Raw genomic sequence first — 17815 nt, 5'->3', positions numbered from 1 at the left:
GACCCCTCCTTCGGGTGATAGACGTGCCTGTTAACTCTAACGCCTTGGGTGAAATGCAAAGCCGAAGCCCCGGCTGGTCGGTGACCGGCCGGGGCTTCGGGAGGGTGCTGCGTTGTTCAGATACCTGCTAGTTAGCGGAGATCTGGCGCAGGACGTACTGCAGGATACCGCCATTGCGGTAGTAGTCCGCTTCGCCTGGCGTATCGATGCGGAGTACTGCATCGAAGGACTTGGCGGTGCCGTCTTCTGCGGTGGCAGTGACTTTCAGGGTCTTGGGCGTGGTGCCTTCGTTCAGGGCGGTGACGCCCTCAACCGAGAAGCTTTCCGTGCCGGTCAGGCCCAGGGTAGCCGCAGACTCGCCGGCCGGGAACTGCAGTGGCAAGACGCCCATGCCGATCAGGTTGGAACGGTGGATGCGCTCGTAGCTTTCGGCGATGACGGCCTTGACGCCCAGGAGCGCCGTGCCCTTCGCAGCCCAGTCACGCGATGATCCGGAACCGTATTCCTTACCGGCCAGGACCACCAGCGGGGTGCCGGCTGCCTGGTAGTTCTGCGCGGCGTCGTAGACGTATGCCTGCGGACCGTCAGCCTGGGTGAAGTCCCGGGTGAAGCCACCCTCGACGCCGTCCAGGAGCTGGTTCTTGATGCGGATGTTCGCGAAGGTGCCGCGGATCATGACTTCGTGGTTGCCACGGCGTGAGCCGTACGAGTTGAAGTCCTTGCGCTCCACACCGTTGGCCAGCAGGTACTGGCCGGCGGGGGTGTCCGACTTGAAGGAACCGGCCGGGGAGATGTGGTCGGTGGTGACCGAATCGCCCAGCTTCAGCAGCACGCGTGCGCCGGTAATGTCCTGGACGGGCTCCGGCTGCGCCTTCATGCCCTCGAAGTACGGGGGCTTCCGGACGTACGTGGATTTCGGGTCCCAGGCGAACGTGTCACCGGCGGGCGTGTCGAGCGCCTTCCAGCGTGCGTCGCCGTCGAAAACACCCTCGTAGCCGCGGGCGAACATGTCCTTGTCGATCGAGGAATCGATGACCTGCTGGACCTCAACCGGGTTCGGCCAGATGTCCTTCAGGAAGACATCGTTGCCGGCTTCGTCCTTGCCCAGCGAATCGGCCTCGAAGTCGAAGTCCATGGTGCCGGCCAGGGCGTAAGCGATGACCAGCGGCGGGGAGGCCAGGTAGTTCATCTTCACGTCCGGGTTGATCCGGCCTTCGAAGTTGCGGTTACCGGAGAGCACTGCGGTGACGGAAAGGTCGTTGGCCTGGATGGCCTCGGAGATCTCAGCGTCCAGCGGGCCGGAGTTGCCGATGCAGGTGGCGCAGCCGTAGCCGACGATGTAGAAGCCGAGCTTCTCCAGGTAGGGGGTCAGGCCGGACTTTTCGTAGTAGTCGGTGACTACTTTCGAACCCGGGGCGACGGAGGTCTTGACCCACGGCTTGGAGGTCAGGCCCTTGTCTACGGCGTTGCGGGCCAGCAGGGCGGCGGCCAGCATCACCGACGGGTTGGACGTGTTCGTGCAGGACGTGATCGAGGCGATGGACACCGCTCCGTGGTCCAGTTCGAACTCGCGGCCGTCTTCGGTCTTGACGTGGACGGCGTTCGAAACCCGGCCCGCTGCACCGTGTGCAGCGGAGTAGATGGGCGGAATGCGGTCGGTGTCCGTCACGTGCGAGTCGGGCTGCGTGAACGACGGCGCATCGGAGGCCGGGAAGGACTCCTCCAGCGATTCATCCACCGTGCCGGCGTCGGCCTGGTGCGAGACGTAGTTCAGCAGGTCGTGGCGGAACTCGTCCTTGGCCTCGGTGAGCACGATGCGGTCCTGGGGACGCTTCGGGCCGGAGATGGAGGGAACAACCGTGGACAGGTCCAGTTCGAGGTACTCGGAGAACTTGATTTCCTTGGAAGGATCGTGCCAGAGACCCTGTTCCTTCGCGTAGGCCTCCACGAGGGCGACGTTTTCCTCGGAGCGGCCGGTGAGGCGCAGGTACTCCAGTGTGACGTCGTCGATCGGGAACATTGCGGCCGTGGAACCGAATTCCGGGCTCATGTTGCCGATGGTGGCGCGGTTGGCCAGCGGCACAGCCGCGACACCTTCGCCGTAGAATTCCACGAACTTGCCCACTACACCGTGCTTGCGGAGCTGTTCGGTGATGGTCAGCACCACGTCCGTGGCGGTGGCGCCGGCCGGGATGGACCCGGTCAGCTTGAAGCCCACAACGCGCGGGATGAGCATCGAGACGGGCTGTCCCAGCATGGCCGCTTCGGCTTCGATGCCGCCAACGCCCCAGCCCAGGACACCCAGTCCGTTGACCATGGTGGTGTGTGAATCGGTGCCCACGCAGGTGTCGGGGTAGGCCCGGACGACGCCGTCGACTTCACGGGTCATGACCGTGCGTGCCAGGTACTCGATGTTGACCTGGTGCACGATGCCCGTTCCCGGGGGCACAACCTTGAAGTCATCGAACGCCGTCTGGCCCCAGCGAAGGAACTGGTACCGCTCGCCGTTGCGCTGGTATTCGATCTCCATGTTGCGCTCCAGCGCGCCGGAGTTTCCGAATACGTCGATCTGCACGGAGTGGTCGATGACCATTTCCGCAGGAGCCAAGGGGTTGACCCGCTTGGGGTCACCGCCAAGTTCCTTGACCGCTTCACGCATGGTCGCCAGGTCCACCACGCAGGGGACGCCGGTGAAGTCCTGCATGATCACGCGGGCAGGCGTGAACTGGATTTCTGTATCGGGCTGGGCATTGGGATCCCAGCCGGCCAAGGCACGCACGTGATCGGCAGTGATGTTCGCGCCGTCCTCGGTCCTCAACAGGTTTTCAAGCAATACCTTGAGGCTGAACGGAAGGTTTTCTGCACCTTCAACGGAGTTCAACCGGAAAATTTCGTATTCGGTTCCGGCTACATTCAGTTTGCCTTTTGAACCGAAGCTGTCCACTGTGCTCATCGCAGGACTCCTCTCGCAACAGTTTCATCTTTGTCGCGCGGTAGACCGCTTGCTAGTTAGGCAGGCCTAATTAGTGCTGGCCACAAAGTTGCAGGAGGTCAGCCGTGAATACTCAACCGTGTATACGGTGCGCGACGTGGGATTACTACCGCCATCCTAGTGGCATCACGGGCCCGGCGTCAGCAACGCGACGGTCTCCAGATGGTGCGTGTGCGGATACAGGTCAAACGCACGCAATCCGGCCAGTGACCACCCCGCCTGCTGGAAGTAGCCCACATCCCGGGCAAACGATGCCGGATCACACGAAACATAAGCAACCGCGCGGGGCCCGGCGGCAACCAACTGGCTAACCACGGCCTTGCCTGCTCCCGCACGGGGCGGATCCAGCACCAGGGCATCAAAATTCCGCGGTTTCTGGCGGAGGACCCGCTCCACGCGGCCCTGCACAATTTCCACCTGCGGGGCTCCGTGAAGGTTCTTGCGGGCGTCCCGGCTGGTTCCCGGAGCGCCTTCCACCGAGAGGACGGCGCCTGTCTCGCCGACGGCGTCGGCCAGCGGCGCCGTGAACAGCCCGGCTCCGGCGTAGAGGTCCGCCACCACCGATCCCGGCCCGAGGAAGCCGCCGCTATGGAGGAAATCTGTGACAGCGCCCACAAGCGTCCCGGGCGCGTCGCGGTGGATCTGCCAGAAACCCGCCCCAGTCACCCGGTACTCGTGGCCGGCCGCGGATTCCTGGACCCAGGTCCGGCCCCGCAGTTGCCGAACTTCTTCGGTGAGGGGATCGAACGAGGCCACGGAAACGTCGTCCGGAAGCTGGGCCGCCACAGCGTTGAGCCGTTTCGGGCTGGTTCCGGGTGCGGGGGCGAGCAGCACCAGGGGGCGGGAGCCGTTTGACGGCGCCGCTACCTCCACGCGCTCGATGCCCTGGTAATCGAGGTCCCACAGCCGCAACCGGTTGATGCCCTCGGAAGCCAGGGGCATCTCCCTGACGGGGATGATGTAGTCCGAACGGTGCGCATGCATGCCCAGCTTTCCGCCGGCGGTAACCGAGAAACTGGCGCGGGTCCGCCACCCCAGCCCGGTGCCGGCGTCGTACATTGCATCCACCGCGGACCCGGCCTCGGGGGCGCTCCCCGCCACTGCCTCCACCAGGTTTTCCATATCCTGGCCGTGGCCCCCGGGCACGCGTTCGACGCCGGCGAGGCGCCTGAGCTGTTCGGCGAGTACCGCCGACTTCAGTCCGCGCTGGCGGGGCAGGGAGATATGACCGAATTCGGCTCCTCCTACCGGGGGGTGCCCATGCTGCCAGGAACGGAGCGAGTCCGCCGCACGCCAGAAGTGATCTGCGCGGTCCGGAGATGCCTCCAAAACTTCCACCACGTCGGCGCGCCAGAATTTGGCTGACTCCCCCGCGTCGGTCAGCCGGGCACGGACTTTTTCGCCGGGAATCCCATGCCGGACAAAGATCACCCTGCCTTCGTGGCGTGCCACGCAGTGGCCGCCGTGAGCCACCGGGCCCACATCGAGCACCAGCTCGACGGCGGCTTCCTGGGCGGGAGTGGTGGTGGAAGGACTGTGGGGCTGGGGGGTCATTGAATATCCTGCAGGTTCTTTGCTTCTTCGGACGATTTGAGCTGCCACGGGACACTGGCCACCATGACGCCGGATTCGAAGTGCAGCCGGGTCTTGATACGCAGTGCCGTCTGGTTGTGGACCAGCTGCTCCCACCACTTACCCACCACATACTCGGGGATGTACACCACCACGAGGTCGCGGGGCGAGTCGCGGCGCATGTTCTTGACATATTCCATGATGGGGGTGATGGTCTCGCGGTAGGGGCTGGCCAGGACTGTGAGCGGCACGGGGATATCCAGCTTTTCCCAATCGGCTACCGTGTGAGCTGTTTCCTCGGCGTTAATATCCACGGTGATGGCATCCAGCCGCGAAGGCCGCGACGCCCGCGCGTATGCCAGGGCACGCAGCACAGGTTTGCGCACATGCGAGACCAGCAGCACGGCGTGGACCCGGGAAGGCAGGGCGCGCGGGGAGGAGTCCTCGTCCACGGCCAACTCCTTGGCCACGTTGTCATAGTGCGCCCGGATGCTCCACATGATGAGGAACAGAAAGAACATGGCCAGCAAGGCGATCCAGGCGCCCTGTTCAAACTTGGTGATCAGCACGATCACCAGCACCAGGCCGGTCATGCCGAAGCCGATGGTGTTGATGGTGCGGGACTTCATCATCCGGCGCCGGACTGCTTTGTCCTTGGCGAGCTTGAGGTGCCTCCCCCAGTGCCGGATCATGCCCAGCTGGCTCAGCGTGAAGGAGATAAATACACCGACAATGTAGAGCTGGATCAGTTTGGTGACATCGGCATTGAAGGAAATGATCAGGACCAGTGCGCCCGCAGCCAGGGCCAGGACACCGTTGCTGAATGCGAGGCGGTCTCCCCTGGTCCGCAGCTGGCGGGGAAGGTAGCCGTCCTGGGCGAGGATGGAGCCGAGTACGGGGAAACCGTTGAAGGCGGTGTTGGAGGCAAAGACCAGGATCACGCCAGTCGCCGCCACCACGATGTAGAACGGGATGGACCCGGGGCCGAAGATGGTCTGCGCGATCTGGCTGATGGCCGGGCTCTGGATATAGCCTTCGGGCAGCGGCAGGCCGTTAAGGAGGAATTCGGTGGCCGGGTCAAGCACGATGTGGACCTTGGTGGCGTTGGCCAGGTAAATGATGCCCGCCAGCATGGCGGCGCCGATTGAACCGAGCAGCAGCAGGGTGGTGGCCGCGTTCTTGCTCTTGGGCACTTTAAAGTTGGGGACGCCGTTGCTGATGGCTTCGACACCGGTCAGGGCTGCGGCGCCGGACGAGAAGGCCCGCAGGAGCAGGAAAGCGCCGGCCAGGCCCACCAGCCCTTCGTCGAAGCCGGGCGCCGGAATAATTTCGAAGGCCGCCGAGGGCGCCTGGCCCAACTGGCCAGTGGCGGCCTGAAAGACGCCCACTGCCGTCATGCCGAGGATCGAGGCCATGAAGATGTATGTGGGCACGGCGAAGACGCTGCCGGCCTCCTTGATTCCGCGGAGGTTGACGAGCGCGAGGATCACGACGCCGATGGTGGCTATGACCGCTTGTTCCCCATGCAGTGAGGGCACAGCGGTGATGAGGTAGGCGGCCGCGGAGGACATCGAAACCGCCACTGTCAGGACGTAGTCCACCAGAAGCGCGGACGCCACCGTCAGCCCGGCGTACTTGCCGAGGTTTTCGTTGGCGATCTCGTAGTCTCCACCACCGGATGGATATGCATGCACGTTCTGGCGGTACGACGCCACCACTGTCAGGAGCACCACCATGACCGCCAGGCCCACCCACGGCGAAATGGCAACGGCACTCACGCCGGCCAGTGCCAGGGTCAGCAGGATCTCATCCGGCGCGTAGGCCACCGACGACAACGCATCGGAGGCGAACACCGGAAGTGCTATCCGTTTGGGCAGCAAGGTGTGGGCCAGCCTGTCATTCCTGAAGGGCCTGCCCACCAGCACCCGTTTGACGGCATTCAATATTGTCAGCACTCCACAAAGCTAGTCGTATTCGCGGCGCATGTCATGACGGCGTCGGAGCGGCTGCAGAACGCGGGCTGCCGGTAGAGTTCTTGCAGCAGCAACAGCCGACGGAAGGTAAGGAAACACGGTGGCGCATTTCGTGATCATGGGATGTGGCCGGGTGGGGGCTACCCTGGCGCACACACTGGAGGACGCAGGCCATTCCGTCGCCATCATCGACCAGGACGACCGGGCGTTCCGCCGGCTCCGGCCTGGCTTCACCGGGCGCAAAGTTACCGGGGTGGGGTTCGACCGGGACACGCTTCAACAGGCCGGAGTCGCCGAGGCCTATGCCTTCGCGGCCGTGTCCAGCGGGGACAACTCCAACATCCTGGCAACGCGGGTGGCGCGCGAGACTTTCCACGTTCCCCATGTGGTGGCCAGGATCTACGACCCCGGCCGGGCGGAAATCTACCAACGGCTCGGCATCCCCACCGTTGCCGCCGTGCGCTGGAGCGCTGACCAGGTGCTGCGCCGCATCCTCCCCGAGCAGCACATCGCCGGAGACTTCCGCGAGCCTTCCGGCCGGCTGGTACTCACCGAAGTGGATCTCGACGCCGGCTGGATCGGCCACCGGATCACCGCGGTCGAAAAAGCCGCCAACATCCGGGTGGCCTACCTCACCAGGTTCGGCGAAGGCATGCTGCCCGAGTCCGGCACCCTCTACCAAGACGGCGACACCGTGCATGCCATGCTGCCGGTGGACCGCAGTTCCCAGGTCGCCCAGATCCTGGCCAAAGCACCTGTCAAGGAGTTGTAGTGAAAGTTGTCATCGTCGGTGCCGGCAGTGTCGGGTCATCGATCGCCAGGGAACTTCTGGCGCACAAACACGACATCCTGCTCATCGACCTCAAACCGGAGGTCATCGGCCGCAGCGGCCTGCGCGGCGCGCACTGGCTGGTGGGCGACGCCTGCGAGCTCAGCACCCTGCAGGGGGCAAAAGTGGAGGACGCCGACGTCGTGGTCTCCGCAACCGGGGACGACAAGGTCAACCTGGTGGTCTCACTCCTGGCAAAGACCGAATTTGGCGTGGGCCGCACGGTGGGCCGGGTCAACAACCCCAAGAACGACTGGATGTTCAACGATTCCTGGGGCGTGGACGTGGCAGTCAACACCCCCCAGTTGATGACTGCACTGGTGGAAGAGGCCGTGGAGATCGGTGACCTGGTCAGGCTGCTGACCCTCCAGACCGGGGTTTCGTCGCTCGTGGAGTTCACCGTGCCGCACGACTCCCACGTCATCGGCCTGACAGTTGGGGACATTGATTGGCCAGAGGACGCCACACTGGTGGCCATCCTCCGTGACCACGCGCCGATCACACCCAGCCGCGACGACGTGATCGACGGCGGCGACGAGTTGTTCTTTGTCACCACCATCGCTGCGGAAGACGACCTGCGGGCACTGCTGTCCCCGGAATCAGCCGAGGCCGCGGATCACGCCGGGGCGCCCGAAGGCGTGCACCCGACCGGTTCTCAGGCCCCGGAGGACGACGGCTTCGACGGCTGAGCATCGGGGTCGGTGTCGCCGGAAACCGGCCGGGTGACCAGCCAGGCGATCCAGACGCCGAGGATATACAGCGGGGCTCCCATGATCAGGCGCGTGGTGGCGAGGGCAGCGAGTCCGTCCTCCCCCATCAGGTAAAGCGGAACCTGGACCACCAGCCGAAGCACCAGGACCGCCACGATGACCCACGTGCCCAGGCGGAAAGCCCTAACGCGCGCCGGGTCCTTGCGCCACTCAAGGCCTTCGTTGCGGATGAATCCAAACAGCAAGCCCGCCAACGGCCATTTGATGGCGATGGAGATAACCATGGCGAGGATGTAGGCGGCGTTGGTAAAGAAGCCTGGAAGATAGAAGTCCTCAGCCTTTCCCGTGGTGTTGGCGAGCCAGGCCGATATGCCTACCCCCACAACTCCGGCCAAGGCCTGCGTTAGCGGGCGCCGCTGGACGAGGCGGACCACGGTAAACACTGCGGCGGATACCAGCGCGCCCACCAGAGACAAGGTGAGGTCCCTGGTGATCGTGAACGCCACGAGGAACACCAGGCCTGGCACGATGCTCTCGGCGATGCCCTGGATACCGCCGGCACTCTTGAGGACGTCAATCCGGCCGTCATGGGTACGGTGCAGTCCGGCTTTGGCCGCATAGTCCCCTGCAAGTCCCGCCATGGCGGACTGTTCCGTGCGGGACGCCTCAGGACGGGCAGGTTCCGGGTTGTGCCGGTCTGGTCCGGAGGACGGCTCGGGCAGCTGGGACGGGGTCATTCATGCTCCTGGCTGGACATGATTTCGTAGCGCGGATTGAAGATGGTGGGCAGGCCGTGGCTTTGGGCCAGCATGCCTTCGACGCGAACTTCCGTACCAGCCTCGATTCCCGGCACCCTGCGGCGGCCCAGCCAGACGACGCGGAGTCGCTTTTCGGTGCCCTGAGAGCCGCCCCTGCCAGGGCGCTGCTCTTCGGGATCAGCGACGATGGCCGTGAACGCCGGGCTTTCATTGGTCGGCAGGAAAGTCACCGATTCGATGAACCCGTGGCACAGCACCCGGCCCTTTGCCGGGAGCCGGCTGACCGGTACTCCGGCATGCGGCGACGACCCCGCGGTCAAGTGCTGGGAATCAGCCAATCTGCGTGATTTCCGGACCGCGCTCCGGCTCCTTTAACTCAGGGGCTGAAGGCGGCGGGGTGGCGCTGGCATCCTTGGGCAGGCGCAGTTGAAGCAGGTCCCGCGGCGGCATGGGGCTGTCGCCACGGATCACCACGATCCGGCGGAACAGGGCTTCCAGCGGAGCGGCAGCCTCACGCTCCATGGCCGCTTCCCCGCCGAAGACCCCGCGCAGGAACCACCGCGGTCCGTCGACGCCGATGAAGCGGGCCACCCGGTAACCCTGGCTTCCGTCCGCGGCGCCGGCAGGCAGTTTAGCGACCAGCTCGGTGCCGAAAGTGCCCTCAACTTCCTCGACTTGGCCGCCTTGGCTGCCCACGGACTGGCCGATCTGCTCGCGGATTTCGTCCCACAGACCCTCGGTCTTGGGGGCGGCAAAGGCCTGCAGTTGCAGGCTTGAACCGTTCAGGTCCATGGTCACGGCCACCACGCGCTGGGTAGCTTCTTCGACCTCGAGCCTCAGCTGCAGTCCCTCGCTCGGCTCGATGAGCAGGGCACCGAGATCCACGTAGCCGTCGCGGCTGGCGATTTCGGATACATCGAAGGGGCCGTTGGCCCGGCGCCCCGTATCGCCCGAAGCCGCCTGGGTGGTATCCCCTGATTCCGCTGACACGGAGGATTCCTCCGGTTCGGTGTCCTGTTCCTTCTTGGATTTCCTGCCGAGCCCAAAAACCATGGGTTTGTCTCCTTAGTTGTGAAAGTGCCCGGCCGGGCCCGGGGTCCCGCTGAATTCAGAACTGCTGTGGGCAGTCACTGCGCCGCTGTATGCACTTTGCGGGGTGAATGCACGTGGCGGGTGTCAGGCGTTTCGCGGCGTGAAACCGCCGGTGGACCCGAACCCGCCGGCGCCCCGAACGGATTCACTCAATTCGTTGACTGGGACAAACTGCGCGTATTCAACGCGCTGAATGACCATCTGTGCAATTCTATCGCCGCGGCGCAGTTCGATGGCTTCCCGCGTATCAGTGTTCAGCAGCGTCACGGATATTTCTCCGCGGTAACCGGCATCCACAGTGCCGGGAGCGTTCACGATTGTCAGCCCATGCTTGGTGGCGAGGCCCGATCGGGGGTGGATCAGCGCGACGAAGCCGTCCGGGAGGGCGATGGAAACGCCCGTGGGCACCAACTTCCGCTCGCCCGGCTGCAGCACCACATCTTCCCTGGCCCTGAGGTCGGCACCAGCATCACCGGGGTGGGCGTACGACGGCGCTTCCAGGCCGGCGTCGAGCATTTTCAGCTGTACCTGCAGCGTGGGGGCGCCATGGGCGGCTTTCTCCGGCGCGGAGCCGGAGCCAACAGGGGCAGGTGCGGTTACAAGAGTGGCGAGTTCGTCAGTCACAGTCATTCACTCTAACGCCCAGCCGCCGTTCCCTCCTAGACGCACGGCTACCCTGCGGATGCCAAGATGAAAACGCCAAGGTGAATTAGCGGGGCAAAGATGGAAAGCTGATGGCATGCCCGAATCCAGTTCCACTGAACCTGTCCCCAACACCCCCTCCGCCGGCGCACCGGCAGTCTTCCGGGAGAGGCTGTGGCCCAACGTCTGGATCTGGATCATCGCGGCGGGCATTTCCGGCGCCGGCATCCTGGTCTTCGCGCCGATCAGCTTGGCAGCGGGCTACACCGCAGCAGGAGTGCTGTTCGTCATCATCGCCGTCCTGCTGGTGCTCTCGACGCCAACCATCATGGTCACCGAAGAAACCCTGACCGTGGGCCGGGCAACCATCGAGCGCCGCTTCGTGGGCGCCGTGGAAGGCTTCACTGGCAAGGAAGCCACGGCTCAGCGTGGCACGAAGCTCAACGGCCTCGCCTATCTCTGCATCCGGGGCTGGATCGATCCGGTGGTCCGGGTCGAAATTACTGACCCGTCCGACCGGACGCCCTACTGGCTGACGTCCTCGCGGCGGCCCGAAGAACTGGCAGCTGCACTGTCCGGAAAGTAAGGCCCGGACAACCTAGCGACAGGCGCAACCCGGTTCAGCCTTCGCATTCCTTGCAGTAGAAGTGGCCGTTCTGTTCACGGGCGATCTGGGACCGGTGGTGCACCAGGAAGCACGAGGAACAGGTGAACTCGTCCGGCTGCGGCGGTACCACCTGCACCAGCAGCTCCTCGCCGGACAGATCGGCGCCGGGGAGCTCGTAGCCCGCAGCGAGATCGTTTTCGTCCTCCTCCACCGCTGCCGCCGGTTTCTCGCTCCGCCGGGACTTCAGTTCCTGCAGCGAATCCTCGCTGACGTCCTCTTCAGACTTGCGTGGCGCATCGTAGTCGGTGGCCATCTCCGCTCAACTCCGTTCCATTCACGTCGGCGGGTATCACCGTTGATAACGCGGCGGGCCTCCGGTTTGTGCCCGGCGCGTGAAAGTCCCGGAATATCGCGGCGCGCCCTTGCTCCTAACCGAAAACAGCGCCCGTCAGTGGCAGAGTTTCGATTGATAGTAATGCCAGGGTGGAGGATTTGCATGCAGGATCTACGGCTTGTAGGCGTACACGACGACGGAGAGCATCTCCTGTTGAGCGGTGCCGGCGGCGAGATGTTCCAGCTGCCGATCGATGAGGCACTGCGGGCGGCCAGCCGGTCTTCGGCGAAAGCCGCAACAGCAGCTGCGCCCATTGCCATGTCCCCGCGGGACATTCAGGCACGCATCCGCAGCGGCGCCACCGCAGCGGATGTGGCCGAGCTCTCCGGGCTTCCCCTTGCCAAGGTGGAGCGGTACGAGGGACCTGTCCTCGCCGAGCGGGAATACGTGGCCCAGCAGGCGCGGAAGGTGGAAGTGGCTTCGCCCTCCCCCGGCCACGACGCCTACCGCTCCATTTTCGGGGACAACCCGGCCACCCTCGGTGACATGGTGAACCACAGGCTTTCCGCCCACGGCATTGAACCGTCCACGGTGGAATGGGATTCCTGGCGGCGCCAGGACGGCAACTGGACGGTGGCAGCCCGCTTCGAACCGCAGCGGGAGGGCCCCGCCGGTATTGGTGAGGAGCCGCCGGCACTGTGGACCTTCAGCCCGGGCCGCAAATCGCTGCATAACGCCAACCGCTGGGCCCAGCAGCTCAGCGAACTCGAGCCGTTGGACGGGCCCGTCCCGGCACGCCGCTTGACGGCGGTATCCGACCGGCCTTTCGATTTTGAGACCGACGCCGAAGCGGCTGCCCGCAACGCCACCGGCCCACTGCCCGTCCTGCAGGCCAAGGAATCCGATGGACTCCTGGATATGCTCCGTTCCCGCCGCGGCCAGCGCCTTGGGGTGGATGAGGACGCAGATGATGCCCTGGCATTGCTGCTGACCCATGGGGTGCCGGCAGCGCACCCACGCCCGTCGGAGGTTGTCCCGGAGCAGGGCGCCAGCCAGGGCCCGGAGCAGAACAACCAGGACGAGCCGCCCGCGGAAGCCATCGGACCGGACAGCTCGGCACCGGCCGCGCACCTGGATCCCCTGGCCCGCAGGCGGGACGGCCGTCCGTCCATGATGTCGCGCCTGAGCATCATCCCGCCGCACCGCGATGATGGTGAGGATGATGTCCTGAAGCTGCACGACGGCGTCAGTACCGAGACCCGGGAAATCACCATTGTGGCGTCCCCGCTGCGTCCGGCAGGTCCGGGTGCCCCGGCGGAAGGGCCAGAGGAACCCGGGCCGCCCGCACCGAGTGCAGGCTTGGACGAACTGCTGGGCGGCAGCCCCCGGCGGGCCGCCTACGCGGCCGGCAGCGATGAACCGGCACCCGGCCGGAACCATGACGCCGACCTGCCTGAGCGGCAGCCGGCCAAGCCGAAACGGTCAACCGTGCCCAGCTGGGACGAGATCGTCTTCGGAACCAAGCGGGACTAGCGCCTTAGCGTCCCCGCTTTTTGCCCTCGGCCGCGAAGCACAGGAGCGGAACTTCGCGTTCGGCCTTGGTGAGCGACCCATGCTGGCCTACCACCTCCATTGCGGCAGGCCGCACCCGGCGCGTGTCGTAAAGGGCCAGAGCATCCCGCGCGGCAATCATCACGTCGCCGATCCGGGGCCCGACCTCCGGGCGCACAGCCCCAAACAAGCCGGCCGCAATGGCATCCTCCCGGCTGAAAGCCCAGATCCGGTCGCCGAAGCGGGCACGCCACGCCGCCAGCAGGCGTTCACGGGCCGGACCATCGGTAGGATCGTCAAGGTAGAGGTGCACCATCCGCGGTTCCCCCGCTGTATGACGTACGCCCTCGATGAGCGCCGGGTCCGCCGCGTAATCGATCCGCTGCTGTTCGGGCACGTCCAACATGCCGTGGTCCGCGGTGAGAAGGACGGTGGTCCCGGCAGGGAGGGACGAATTGAGCCGCTTGACCGTGGCGTCGAGCTCTTCGAGTTGGTGCTCCCACTGTTCGGACTGGCAGCCGTAGCGGTGGCCTGCCTTGTCCAGTTCGTTGACGTAGAAGTACATTAGCGCCGGGCCGGCTCCGGCCATGGCCTCGGCGGCGGCAGCCGTGCGGGCGTGAGCGGTTACCGCGGAGACGAAGTTCCCGCCGCGGAGGGCCGCCTGGGTCATGGGCGAGTTACCGAACTGCGGCAGGCTGACAGTGGTTACCGTGACGGAGCCGGCCGCCCGTTCGAACACGGTAGGGTGCGGCTGCCAGGCGACCGGGTCCACATTTGCATCCCAGTTACCCAGCATATTGACCACTTTGTCCTGCGCGGGATCCAGGACGTCATAGCCCACCATGCCGTGCTGGCCGGGCGGGAGTCCTGTGCCGAAGCTGGCCAGGGCCGCTGCCGTGGTTGAGGGAAAGGTGGAGTCCAGCCAGACCGGGACCTCGCCCTGCCCGGCTTGCATGACGGAGCGCAGGAACGGGGTGTGCGCAGACTTTTGCTTCAGCAGGTTCCGGCCCAGCCCGTCGGCCAGTACCACGCAGACACGCGACGCCGGCGGCAGGCCCAGGGTGTTGGCGAACCCTTCCACCCCCAGGCTTGCCGCGGCGCTGGTGAGGACTTCGGCAACGGACCGCCGGCCAAAGGCAGGAGCCGGCGGAACGTTCAGTGGCTGGGTGTTGCCTTGGGACGGGGCTGCAGAAAAAGTTGTTTTGGCTTGCTCCGGCATCTCAGCGCTGGTGCCCGCGGCTGAGCCTGTTGCCGAACACGCCGGTCCGGGGCCGCGGCTGCATGTTCTGCCCGGTATGGAGCAGCGGGGCGGCGGACCCGGTGTTGACGGCCCGCAGGGCGCGGGCAAAGAGTTTGGCGTCCTGGACTGCCTGGGGGCCGTCCGCTTCGGCGCTGATGCGCAGGACGATGTCTTCCTGGGCTATGGTGCCGCTGTAGCCGTGATCGGCCTCGCACTGCGGATCGCCGCAGCTCGCGGGCCCCATGTCCAGGCGCTGGCCGCCGGACCAGGCGATGGCGAGGGTGACTTCCCGGACCGGATCCGATGGCTTGTAGTTTTGCGGCTGGGAATACATGTAGCTCAGGACCACGGAGCGGATCTGCGCCACCGGCACAGACTCTGTGGAGATCTGGGCGACGATTTGTTCGCCGGCCTCATCGAGCTGCTGGTCATCCACGTGGGTGATCACCAGCATGTCGGAGGTCAGGACCAGCACGGTGATGTGCCGGCGGACCTCAGCCCGGTCAAAGTGGGTTTCCAGGTGCACCAGGTGTGCCACGCATTCGCGGCCGTCCAGCGCGTCGTCAACGACGTCGGCCACCAGCGGCGGGTAGAAGCCGGCCTTCTGGAGTGCGTCGTCCAGGCTCAGGGCCTGCGGCGTGTGGCTGTGTGAGCTGTGGGGTCGGGTTGCCTGGTTGTCATTGCCGGGCATGGATGGCGTCGACTGGGAAGGCTGTGAGCTCATGCCCCCATTTTCACAGATCGGCCGGGGACATGCTAACTGCGCTCAGCCCAGCATGGCCCGGCGGGCGCTGTCAGTGCGCCGGGCAGCGTTGCCGATCCGGATCTCCGCAGCCAGGATGGCCAGGCCTTGGGCGCCGCAGAGGACAGGGTTGAATTCGACCAGTGCTATTTCGGGATGGTTATCCTTCATCCAAGCCAGCCGGCCGGCGAGATCCTCAAGGGCATCCATATCCACCGCCGGCAGGCCCTGGTAGCCCAGCAGCTTGCGGGCGGCCCGCGGGCCGCGGACGAAGTCCTTGACGTCTGCGGCGGAAAGCGGTGGTACACGGTGCGCCCAGTCGTCCAGCAGGTTGACGGCGTCACCGGCCAGCCCGAAGGAGATCACCGGGCCCAGCAGCGGATCCTCAATCGCCCGGAACGTGCAGGCCTGCCCCACGGGTGCCATTGACTGGACTTCCAGGGACCGCGACCCATAGGGCGCCAGCGACCGCCGCATCTGTTCGATGTTTCGGCGCAGGGAGTCCGCGTCCTCGATGTCCAGCCGCACTCCGCCCAGGTCCAGGCGGTGCCGGAGTGCCGGGTCCGTGGTTTTCAGGGCCACCGGCCACCCGAGACTGTCCGCGGCTGCAACTGCTTCATCCTCTGACTCGAACCCGGCGGACGGCAGCACCGGAATACCGTAGTGCGCCAGCAGTGAAGCCGTGGACGCGGCATCCAAGGCCTTCAGCTCAGCTCCGTCAACATCGTGGAGCAGCTCGTCCAGTAGCATCCCCGCGCCTTCCGGATCGCAGCCTGGGGGCTCCACAAAATTGCCCGGGTCCCGGGCCAGCCACTCGGAATACCGCACGACGGCGGCGAGCGCCGCCACTGCCGCGCCCGGATTGGAGAAGCACGGCACGGCCCGGTCCCCGGCGCCCACCATGCCTTCCACGTAGACGGAGGCATCAAGGATGCCCGTGAAGGCGGCAATCACGGGCTTGCCGGCCGCTACGGAGCACTCGGCGAGCACCCCGGCGATGCTGTCCACCGTAAGGCCGCGGGCCGGCAGCAGCGCTGCCACCACGGCGTGGACGGCATCAGACGCGAGCGTGTCCTCAAGGCTTCGGCGGAGGGCAGGAAGCGCGAGCGACATCCCGGCGTCGAGATCCACGTCGGTGACGATGCCGTGCACGGCCAGCCCGTGGGCTTCGGCGCTGTCGGCCACCACTTTGCCCAGCGCCATGGAATTGCTGAAGATGGCCAGCCCGGGCCCGGCGGGCAGTGGCTGGCCGGCCACGATCTGGGAAACATCCATGAGTTGCTCAATGGTCTCCACCCGGATGACGCCGGACTGCCGCATCATCGAATCCAGGGCCCCCGCCGGCGCCTGGGTGGTGCGGACAGCGTGGCCGGGCGGGAGCCGCAGGCCCATGGTCTCGGACTTGGCCACCACCACGGGCTTGGTGCGGGCAAGGCGCCGCGCGATCCGGGAGAATTTGCGCGGGTTGCCGATTGACTCCAGGTAGAGGCCCACGGCGGTGGTGTCGGCGTCGTCCTCCCAGAACTGCATCAAGTCGTTGCCGGACACGTCCGCCCTGTTGCCCGCCGAGAGGAACGTGGAGAGCCCCAGCCGCCGGCGGCTGGACGCCGCGTAGAGCGAAACACCGATGGCCGCCGACTGGCTAAACAGCCCAAGACCGCCGCGCCGCGGCATCGCGGGTGCCATGGACGCGTTGAGGCAGACGTCCGGATGGGTGTTCAGGATCCCCAGCGACGACGGCCCAATGACCCGCATGCCGTTCGCCCGGGCCTTCCGGACCAGGTCCCGCTGGCGCAGCAGGCCGCGTTCGCCGTCGTCCGCGAAACCGGCCGACGCAATCACCAGCCCCTTGACACCGGCGGCGGCGCAGTCATCCACCACACCCGGCACTTCCGTATAGGGAACTGCGATGACAGCAAGCTGGACCGGGTCCGGGACCTCGGACAGCTTGCCGAACGACATCATCCCGGCGAGTTCCAGCGCCTCGGGGTTGATGGCGTACACCGGCCCCGGAAAGCCGCCCTCAATGATGTGTTCGAGCAACTGGTGACCCACGGTCCCCCACTTGCGGCTGGCGCCGATGACCGCAATGGACGACGGCGTCAGCAAGTCCCGCACGCTCCTCGCCTCGGCGCGGTGCTCGCGGGACTCCATCACGGCACGCGATCTTTCGGTGGGCCCGATGTTGAACTCCAGGCTGACCACACCGTCGTCGAAATGGCGTTTGACGTCGTAGCCTGCGTCGGCGAAAACCATCAGCATTTTGCGGTTTTCCGGCAGCACTTCGGCGGTGAAGCGGCGGATTCCGTTTTCGTGGGCGGCTGCGGCGAGGTGTTCCAGGAGGATCGAACCGATCCCCCGGCCCTGGTGCACGTCCGCGATGTTGAAGGCGACCTCGGCCTCGGCGGGGTCATCGAGCCGGTCATAGCGGCCAATCCCCAGGATTTCGCCGCCGAAGGTGATGACCAGCGCCACCCGGTCCTTGTAGTCCACTTCGGTGAAGCGTTTGAGCTCCTTGGTGGACAGCCGCGCCTTGAAGGTAAAGAAGCGCATGTAGATTGAGTTCTGTGACTGTCCGGTGTGGAAAGCCTGGACAGCGTCCGCATCGCTGGGATGGATTGGCCTCAGGTGCGCGGTGCCGCCGTCCCTGAGCACGACATCGGCTTCCCAATGTTCCGGATATTCGCCGTCCCCGGGCTGATCCACCATAGGCTTAGCCTAACCACAAACGGACGCCGCAGGCCCTGCGCCAACGAAAACGGCGCCAGAAAAC

15 protein-coding genes are annotated in these 17815 nt (G+C 65.6%); 4 read left to right on the top strand and 11 right to left on the bottom strand.

The features are described 5' to 3' along the window. Window positions 1-127 precede the first annotated feature (127 nt). From AB4Y73_RS06525 to AB4Y73_RS06515, 3 genes are all read right to left on the bottom strand, one after another. Window positions 128-2953, bottom strand: a complete 2826-nt coding sequence (locus AB4Y73_RS06525; RefSeq protein ID WP_441870097.1) for an aconitate hydratase — start codon at window positions 2951-2953, stop codon at window positions 128-130. Window positions 2954-3118: 165 nt separating this feature from the next. After that, window positions 3119-4546: a class I SAM-dependent RNA methyltransferase gene (locus AB4Y73_RS06520; RefSeq protein ID WP_441870095.1), complete on the bottom strand. Its 1428-nt coding sequence runs from the start codon at window positions 4544-4546 to the stop codon at window positions 3119-3121. Further along, window positions 4543-6519: an APC family permease gene (locus AB4Y73_RS06515; RefSeq protein ID WP_441870093.1), complete on the bottom strand. Its 1977-nt coding sequence runs from the start codon at window positions 6517-6519 to the stop codon at window positions 4543-4545. The genes AB4Y73_RS06520 and AB4Y73_RS06515 overlap by 4 nt, the downstream gene beginning before the upstream one ends. Before the next feature lie 118 nt (window positions 6520-6637). Between AB4Y73_RS06515 and AB4Y73_RS06510 the strand changes: the two genes are divergently transcribed. Both AB4Y73_RS06510 and AB4Y73_RS06505 read left to right on the top strand, forming a co-directional pair. Further along, window positions 6638-7309: a potassium channel family protein gene (locus AB4Y73_RS06510; protein ID WP_441870091.1), complete on the top strand. Its 672-nt coding sequence runs from the start codon at window positions 6638-6640 to the stop codon at window positions 7307-7309. Further along, on the top strand, window positions 7309-8055 hold the full coding sequence (locus AB4Y73_RS06505; protein WP_441870089.1) for a potassium channel family protein: 747 nt from the start codon (window positions 7309-7311) through the stop codon (window positions 8053-8055). The genes AB4Y73_RS06510 and AB4Y73_RS06505 overlap by 1 nt, the downstream gene beginning before the upstream one ends. Here AB4Y73_RS06505 and AB4Y73_RS06500 read toward each other — a convergent pair. The 4 genes from AB4Y73_RS06500 to dut form a co-directional block, all read right to left on the bottom strand. Further along, window positions 8022-8813 carry a DUF3159 domain-containing protein gene (locus AB4Y73_RS06500; RefSeq protein ID WP_441870087.1) on the bottom strand — a complete coding sequence of 264 codons (792 nt, stop codon included), beginning with the start codon at window positions 8811-8813 and terminating at the stop codon, window positions 8022-8024. The genes AB4Y73_RS06505 and AB4Y73_RS06500 overlap by 34 nt on opposite strands. Then, window positions 8810-9172, bottom strand: coding sequence for a hypothetical protein (locus tag AB4Y73_RS06495; RefSeq protein WP_441870085.1), 363 nt, complete (start codon window positions 9170-9172; stop codon window positions 8810-8812). Before AB4Y73_RS06495 ends, AB4Y73_RS06500 begins: the two co-directional genes overlap by 4 nt. Next, on the bottom strand, window positions 9165-9887 hold the full coding sequence (locus AB4Y73_RS06490; RefSeq protein ID WP_441870083.1) for a DUF3710 domain-containing protein: 723 nt from the start codon (window positions 9885-9887) through the stop codon (window positions 9165-9167). The genes AB4Y73_RS06495 and AB4Y73_RS06490 overlap by 8 nt, the downstream gene beginning before the upstream one ends. A 123-nt stretch (window positions 9888-10010) precedes the next feature. Continuing rightward, a complete protein-coding gene (dut, locus tag AB4Y73_RS06485; protein WP_441870081.1) occupies window positions 10011-10550 on the bottom strand; it encodes a dUTP diphosphatase in 540 nt (179 codons plus the stop codon). Between the two features lie 115 nt (window positions 10551-10665). On the opposite strand from dut, the gene AB4Y73_RS06480 reads away from it, so the two are divergent. After that, a complete protein-coding gene (locus tag AB4Y73_RS06480) occupies window positions 10666-11154 on the top strand; it encodes a DUF3093 domain-containing protein (RefSeq protein WP_441870079.1) in 489 nt (162 codons plus the stop codon). A 34-nt stretch (window positions 11155-11188) separates the two neighbouring features. Here AB4Y73_RS06480 and AB4Y73_RS06475 read toward each other — a convergent pair whose 3' ends face one another. Next, a complete protein-coding gene (locus AB4Y73_RS06475) occupies window positions 11189-11488 on the bottom strand; it encodes a DUF4193 domain-containing protein (protein WP_441870077.1) in 300 nt (99 codons plus the stop codon). A 183-nt stretch (window positions 11489-11671) separates the two neighbouring features. On the opposite strand from AB4Y73_RS06475, the gene sepH reads away from it, so the two are divergent. Further along, window positions 11672-13042: a septation protein SepH gene (gene sepH, locus AB4Y73_RS06470; RefSeq protein ID WP_441870075.1), complete on the top strand. Its 1371-nt coding sequence runs from the start codon at window positions 11672-11674 to the stop codon at window positions 13040-13042. A gap of 4 nt (window positions 13043-13046) precedes the next feature. On the opposite strand, the gene AB4Y73_RS06465 is transcribed toward sepH, so the two are convergent. From AB4Y73_RS06465 to AB4Y73_RS06455, 3 genes are read right to left on the bottom strand one after another with little or no spacing between them, the layout of a single operon-like run. Further along, window positions 13047-14279 (bottom strand): alkaline phosphatase family protein, encoded by a 1233-nt coding sequence (locus tag AB4Y73_RS06465; protein WP_441870073.1) that lies wholly within the window; start codon window positions 14277-14279, stop codon window positions 13047-13049. 1 nt (window position 14280) lies between these two features. Then, window positions 14281-15024, bottom strand: a complete 744-nt coding sequence (locus AB4Y73_RS06460; protein ID WP_441870071.1) for a DUF5998 family protein — start codon at window positions 15022-15024, stop codon at window positions 14281-14283. A 42-nt stretch (window positions 15025-15066) separates the two neighbouring features. Then, window positions 15067-17751 carry a bifunctional acetate--CoA ligase family protein/GNAT family N-acetyltransferase gene (locus AB4Y73_RS06455; protein ID WP_441870069.1) on the bottom strand — a complete coding sequence of 895 codons (2685 nt, stop codon included), beginning with the start codon at window positions 17749-17751 and terminating at the stop codon, window positions 15067-15069. Window positions 17752-17815: the final 64 nt, after the last annotated feature.

The organism is Pseudarthrobacter sp. TAF60_1 (genome assembly GCF_052113505.1).
In the GTDB taxonomy this organism is placed as follows: domain Bacteria; phylum Actinomycetota; class Actinomycetes; order Actinomycetales; family Micrococcaceae; genus Arthrobacter.
Note: the sequence above shows the minus strand (reverse complement) of the source record. Positions and strands in the feature narration are given on the sequence as shown.

Bases quoted from the DNA above. Each gene is read 5' to 3' on its own strand.
- AB4Y73_RS06525 (WP_441870097.1), bottom strand. From the start codon at position 2,953: ATGAGCACAGTGGACAGCTTCGGTTCAAAAGGCAAACTGAATGTAGCC.
- AB4Y73_RS06520 (WP_441870095.1), bottom strand. From the start codon at position 4,546: ATGACCCCCCAGCCCCACAGTCCTTCCACCACCACTCCCGCCCAGGAA.
- AB4Y73_RS06500 (WP_441870087.1), bottom strand. From the start codon at position 8,813: ATGACCCCGTCCCAGCTGCCCGAGCCGTCCTCCGGACCAGACCGGCAC.
- AB4Y73_RS06490 (WP_441870083.1), bottom strand. From the start codon at position 9,887: ATGGTTTTTGGGCTCGGCAGGAAATCCAAGAAGGAACAGGACACCGAA.
- AB4Y73_RS06480 (WP_441870079.1), top strand. From the start codon at position 10,666: ATGCCCGAATCCAGTTCCACTGAACCTGTCCCCAACACCCCCTCCGCC.
- AB4Y73_RS06475 (WP_441870077.1), bottom strand. From the start codon at position 11,488: ATGGCCACCGACTACGATGCGCCACGCAAGTCTGAAGAGGACGTCAGC.
- sepH (WP_441870075.1), top strand. From the start codon at position 11,672: ATGCAGGATCTACGGCTTGTAGGCGTACACGACGACGGAGAGCATCTC.
- AB4Y73_RS06465 (WP_441870073.1), bottom strand. From the start codon at position 14,279: ATGCCGGAGCAAGCCAAAACAACTTTTTCTGCAGCCCCGTCCCAAGGC.
- AB4Y73_RS06460 (WP_441870071.1), bottom strand. From the start codon at position 15,024: ATGAGCTCACAGCCTTCCCAGTCGACGCCATCCATGCCCGGCAATGAC.
- AB4Y73_RS06455 (WP_441870069.1), bottom strand. From the start codon at position 17,751: ATGGTGGATCAGCCCGGGGACGGCGAATATCCGGAACATTGGGAAGCC.